This is a genomic window from Deinococcus sp., from assembly GCF_018260405.1.
GTDB lineage: Bacteria > Deinococcota > Deinococci > Deinococcales > Deinococcaceae > Deinococcus.
The window spans coordinates 1-4,957 of sequence record NZ_JAGLBG010000134.1 but is presented as its reverse complement, the minus strand read 5'-3'; the positions used below and the strand labels follow the sequence as shown (position 1 = coordinate 4,957).

The window sequence follows — 4,957 nt, the reverse complement described above, 5'->3', positions numbered from 1 at the left end:
GACGTTTATTCTGGAGGATTGAAGGCGGCTTTAGCCGCAACCGAACCCCTGCACTTTCAGTGCAGGGTCGTTCAGTTTGGAGCAACAGGTTTGCGCGTTCAGGCGCGGCGACGGCGGCTGCGATCCGGGGTGCGCCGGACGACGGACCTGGTCAGATTGGCTTCGATTAGCCCGAAATCGGTCGGCTGAATCATACGCAGCAGCGTTCGCGCAGGCGTCTGAGCAATGTAGACGTAAGCATTACCAGGCCGCAAAAAGTAAGTCGCGCAGGCTTCTCCCTCACTGTCGGTACCCGCAAGACCAGGGCCTGGCAGATCGGTATCCGGCAGGCGCTGAATCAGGGCGCGGCCTCCGGTAAGCTGAGCCGTGGCCCGCTGCTCGCCCTCCAGGGTTCGCAGCCACAGCACCAGACTCAGCGGGTCGTGGTGCTCGGTGGTCAGCGGAGCCACCGTCTCGTCGCGGCCCTGGCGCAGCGTCAGGAGGCCGCGCTCCCGGTCGAATACCGTCTCGAAACTGGCCCGGCCCCGCCCATCGCCCTCCTGATAGCTTAGGCTTTCCAGTGATTCCAGATTCATCCGGCTCTGCTGCATCCTGCGAATTTCAGGCAGCACCCCGCCAAAATCGGTCTGTACCCGCGTCGTCAACACGCCGCGCTCGACCTGCAAGCTCCAGCTCTGTTCCCCGGCCCAGCGTCCGCCGAGGCTCAGGGTCATGGAAAACTGTTCAGGCACCAGAATGCTGGCAGCCGACCTGGACGTCTTCGCCTCGCCCACTTCACTCCGACTTACTTTAGGCGTGTCACTCCTACTTACTTCAGGCGTGTCCAGAAACTTTCACCCGGCCCCTTCCACTCGGCCCCCAGCGCCTGCGCCACCGTCGCGCCGATGTCGGCAAAGGTTTCGCGCTCGCCAAGGTCGGTGGCGGTCATGCCGGGGCGGTAGGCCAGCAACAGCCCATATTCGCGGGTATGGTCGGTGCCACGCCAGGTCGGGTCGTTGCCGTGGTCACTGACGATAAGCAGTAACCCATCTGGCCCGACGGCAGCCATGAGTTCAGGCAGCGCGGCGTCGAATTCAGCGAGGGCCTTGCTGTAGCCCGTGGCGTCGCGGCGGTGTCCGAATTTGGCGTCGAAATCGACCAGATTGGTAAAGATCAGGCCCGAGGTCTGCTCGGCCTGCGCCCGCCGCATCCGGGCCAGCGTCTTGCGGATTCCGTCGGCGTTGTCGTCGGTATGAATTTCCTCGGTAAAACCCCGGTGCGCGTAAATATCGGGAATCTTGCCGATGCCGACCACCGCCTGCCCCGTCGCCTTGACCATGTCCAGCACCGTTTCGGGCGGCACCAGGCTGAAATCGCGGCGGTGCTCGTTGGCGCGCTCGAAAGGAAAAGTTCCCCGGAAAGGTCGGGCGATCACGCGGGCCACGGCGTACTGACCCTGAAGCAGTTCACGGGCCGCCGCGCACCACTCGTACAGCTGTTCAAGCGGCACCACATCCTCGTGGGCGGCAATCTGAAACACACTGTCACCGCTGGTGTACACGATGGGCCAGCCGGTTTTCAGGTGTTCCTCACCGTAATCGCGGATCACGTCGGTGCCGCTGTAAGGCTTATTGCACAGGTGACCACGGCCCGTGGCAGCGTCGAACCGGTCCATCACTTCGGGCGGAAAGCCGTCCGGGAAAATCTGGAAAGGGTGCTCTAGCTGCACGCCCATAAATTCCCAGTGACCGGTGCTGGTGTCCTTGCCAGGGCTGACCTCGCGCATTCGGCCATAGCCGCCCCGAACCTCTGCGCCAGAGGCACCAACTTCCACAGTCGGAATCCGGCCCAGGCCCAGGCCGCGCAAGTGGGGCAGACTCGCCGGGGCCTGGCGCAGGGTGTGGTTAATGGTGTGGGCACCCGCGTCCCCGAAGGCGGCGGCGTCCGGCAGTTCCCCAACTCCTACGGAATCGAGCACGATAAGCGTCACGAGCATGGCCTCAGTGTAAAGCCCCCGTGCAAAACCTGAAGCCCGAGCGCCCGCTGTAATCCGGCTGTCATTCGGCTCACAGACCCCTGATTTGATCGTGCTAGCCTGTGTGGGTGACTTCGCCCGCCCCCACGCCGCCCCTCCCACCGACGCCGACTGGGGCCGCGCAGACACCTGGATTCCCGGCAGGCGGCCAACTGGGAACTGGCCAACTGGCAGCTGGCCGCCCGGAACTGGTGGCCTCGCACCTGACCAAGACCTACGGCAAGCGGACGGTGGTGCGCGACGTGAATTTTGAGGTGCGGCCCGGCGAAATCGTGGCACTGTTCGGCCCCAACGGTGCGGGCAAGACGACCTCTTTTTACATGCTGGTGGGCTTCGTGCGGCCCGGGGGCGGGCAGATTCGCATAGGCGAACGCGACGTGACCCGCCTGCCCATGCACGAGCGGGCGCGGTTGGGGCTAGGGTATCTGCCGCAGGAACCCAGTGCCTTTCGCAAAATGTCGGCCCGCGACAACCTGCTGGCGATTTTGGAATACCAGAAGCTGAGCCGCGCCGAGCAGGAAGCCAAGGCCGACGCGCTGCTGGCCGAATTTGGCCTGACGCACCTGGCAGGCAGTCAGGCGTACCAGATGTCGGGCGGGGAGCGCCGCCGCCTGGAACTGGCCCGCGCCCTGACCACCGACCCCGATTATCTGCTGCTGGACGAACCCTTTACCGGCGTGGACCCCAAAAGCATCCGCGACATTCAGCGCCTGATCCTGGAACTGCGCGACCGCCGGGGCATCGGCGTATTCATCACCGACCACAACGTGCGTGAAACAATTGCGCTGTGTGACCGCGTGTACCTGATGTTCGATGGGCACGTGGGTTTCGAGGGTACGCCCCAGGAATTTGCCCAGGACGAAGACGCCCGCAGGCATTACCTCGGCGACGATTTCGAGCTTTAAGGGGAATTGACGGCGTGCTGTGGCTTTTCGCTCCCTTCGTGCTGCTGGTCTCGGGCGTGGTGGCTTACGCCGCCGACAAGATCGCCAAGAAGGTCGGGCGCAAGCATATGCGCTGGTTTGGGTTGCGGCCCAAGCAAACAGCCACCATCGTGGCGGTGCTGTCGGGTATGGGCATCAGCGCGGCGAGTCTGGCGGCGTTTTTGCTGCTTAACCGCAGCGCCGTAAGCACCATTGCCCAGGCCGACCAGCTGCGCCCGCAGATCGAGGCGCTGCACAGGGAAGTGGCCTCGGTGCAAAAAGACCTTGACGCCGTGCAGCTTGAACGCGACGCTGCCCGCAAGGACGCCGCGCAGATGGTCGGGGAGCGCACGCGGGCCGTGCAGGAATTGCAGGCGACCCGCGCCAGCCTGAGCGCGGCGCAGGCCAGCCAGAAAAAAGTCGAAGCGCAGCGGGCCGAATTGCAGAAGCGGGTCGGTGACCTGACTCTCCTGAAAAAGTCGCTGGAAGGGCAAGCCGCCCAGAGCCGCGCCAAATTGATCCAGTCCGAACAGGCCCTGAAAGCCAGCCAGGCCCGCGCCCAGAAACTCGACGCCCAGGTGCTTGACCTGAGTCTGCGTAGCGCCACCGCCGAGCAAGAAGCCCAGACGGCCCAGGCCCGCGCCGCCGAAGCGCAGCGTCAATCGGACGCGGCCCAGGTCAGGGCGGCGCAGGCACAGCGTCAGGCTCAGCAGGCGCAGTGGCAGGCCCAGCAGGTGCAGCAACAGGCGCAGCTGGCCCAGGCCCGCGCCGAGCAGGCCCGCCAGAAAGCGGCGCAGACCCAGCAGCAGGCCCAGGCCCAGGTCGCCGCGCAACGGGCCGTACTGACCGACCTCTCAAATCGCCTCGGTGCTGCCAAAGCTCAGCTCAGCCGCGCCCGGCAGGCAGCCCAGAGCGCTCTGGCGGCGCAGCAGCAAGCCGCGCAGGCCCGCGACAGCGCCCTGGCCGCCAGCCGCGCCGCGCAGGAGCAGCAGCGGGCCGCGCAGGCCGAGCGTGATCGCCTGAGCACCCAGCGCGACCAACTGATTCAGGAGCGTGCCCAGGCCACGCGTGAGCGCGACCAGGTTCGCAGCGACCTGGGGGCGCTCAAGGCGCAGCAAAAGCAGTTGCGTAGCAGCAATGCCGCCCTAGCAGAGCAGCTGGCCGGCACCCGGCAGTCGCTCGACCTGCTGCGGAGTCAGTACCGCAGCACCACCACCGAACTGAGTGTTAGCCGTAACGCTGACCTGGCCTACCCCAAGAACGAGCTGGTGTATGCCGGAGTGGTGCCCAGCGTGCGTAACCTGGATACCTTTTTGGTCTACGCGGCCCAGGCAGCCCAGGCACGCGGCGCACAGGGCAACGATCAGGGCGCGGCGGTCAGGCTCGACAGGGCCAGCCGCACCGCGCTGGAAACCAAACTGCGCGGGCTGAACACCAGCAGTTTCGTGCTGTGCCGCGCCACCCAGAACAGTTCTGTGGGCTTTCCGGTGGACCTCAGCTGTGACGCCAAACCAAACACGGTGCTGTACCGGGGTGGACAGATCATCCGCCGCGTCACGATCAACATGCCGGGCAACGCGGCGGTGGGCAACCGGGGCAGTAACTCGGCCCAGGCCCAGATCAGCGAGCTGGTGCAGGATACGGTGCTCGACCTGACCAGCCGGGGCGTGCCCGCCGACTACATCGATAATCAGGGGCTGGATGTCACGGAATTCGCCAGCCTGCTTACCAAACTCAGCGGGCGCACCGGGCCGGTGGTGGTTGGCCTGGCCGCCCGTGACGACGTGAAACCGGCCTCGCGGGTCGATCTGTACGCCGTGTTGCCCTAGAGCAGTGGGCACAAAAAGCGCACGTTGTTGGTGACTTTTTGTGCCCAGTAGAGTGACTGACTTTTATGGCCCTCATGCTGCGCCGCTAAACTCGGGGTATATGCGAGCCATTGCCCGGCCCCGGCCCCTCTTTCGCTGGACCACCGCCAGCGTCCTGAGTACCCTGCTGCTGGTCGGATGCGGCGCGACGA

4 protein-coding genes are annotated in these 4,957 nt (G+C 65.3%); 2 read left to right on the top strand and 2 right to left on the bottom strand.

The genetic code is table 11. From position 1 onward, the window contains the following. Positions 1 to 98 precede the first annotated feature (98 nt). Together QZ269_RS12010 and QZ269_RS12005 are read right to left on the bottom strand one after the other, a co-directional pair. On the bottom strand, positions 99 to 773 hold the full coding sequence (locus QZ269_RS12010) for a hypothetical protein (RefSeq protein WP_367272292.1): 675 nt from the start codon (positions 771 to 773) through the stop codon (positions 99 to 101). A gap of 35 nt (positions 774 to 808) precedes the next feature. Continuing rightward, positions 809 to 1,975: a phosphopentomutase gene (locus QZ269_RS12005; RefSeq protein WP_291426943.1), complete on the bottom strand. Its 1,167-nt coding sequence runs from the start codon at positions 1,973 to 1,975 to the stop codon at positions 809 to 811. Between the two features lie 191 nt (positions 1,976 to 2,166). Between QZ269_RS12005 and lptB the strand changes: the two genes are divergently transcribed. Beyond that, positions 2,167 to 2,919: an LPS export ABC transporter ATP-binding protein gene (gene lptB / locus QZ269_RS12000; protein ID WP_367272293.1), complete on the top strand. Its 753-nt coding sequence runs from the start codon at positions 2,167 to 2,169 to the stop codon at positions 2,917 to 2,919. A 14-nt stretch (positions 2,920 to 2,933) separates the two neighbouring features. Further along, on the top strand, positions 2,934 to 4,766 hold the full coding sequence (locus QZ269_RS11995; RefSeq protein WP_291426942.1) for a DUF3084 domain-containing protein: 1,833 nt from the start codon (positions 2,934 to 2,936) through the stop codon (positions 4,764 to 4,766). Positions 4,767 to 4,957: the final 191 nt, after the last annotated feature.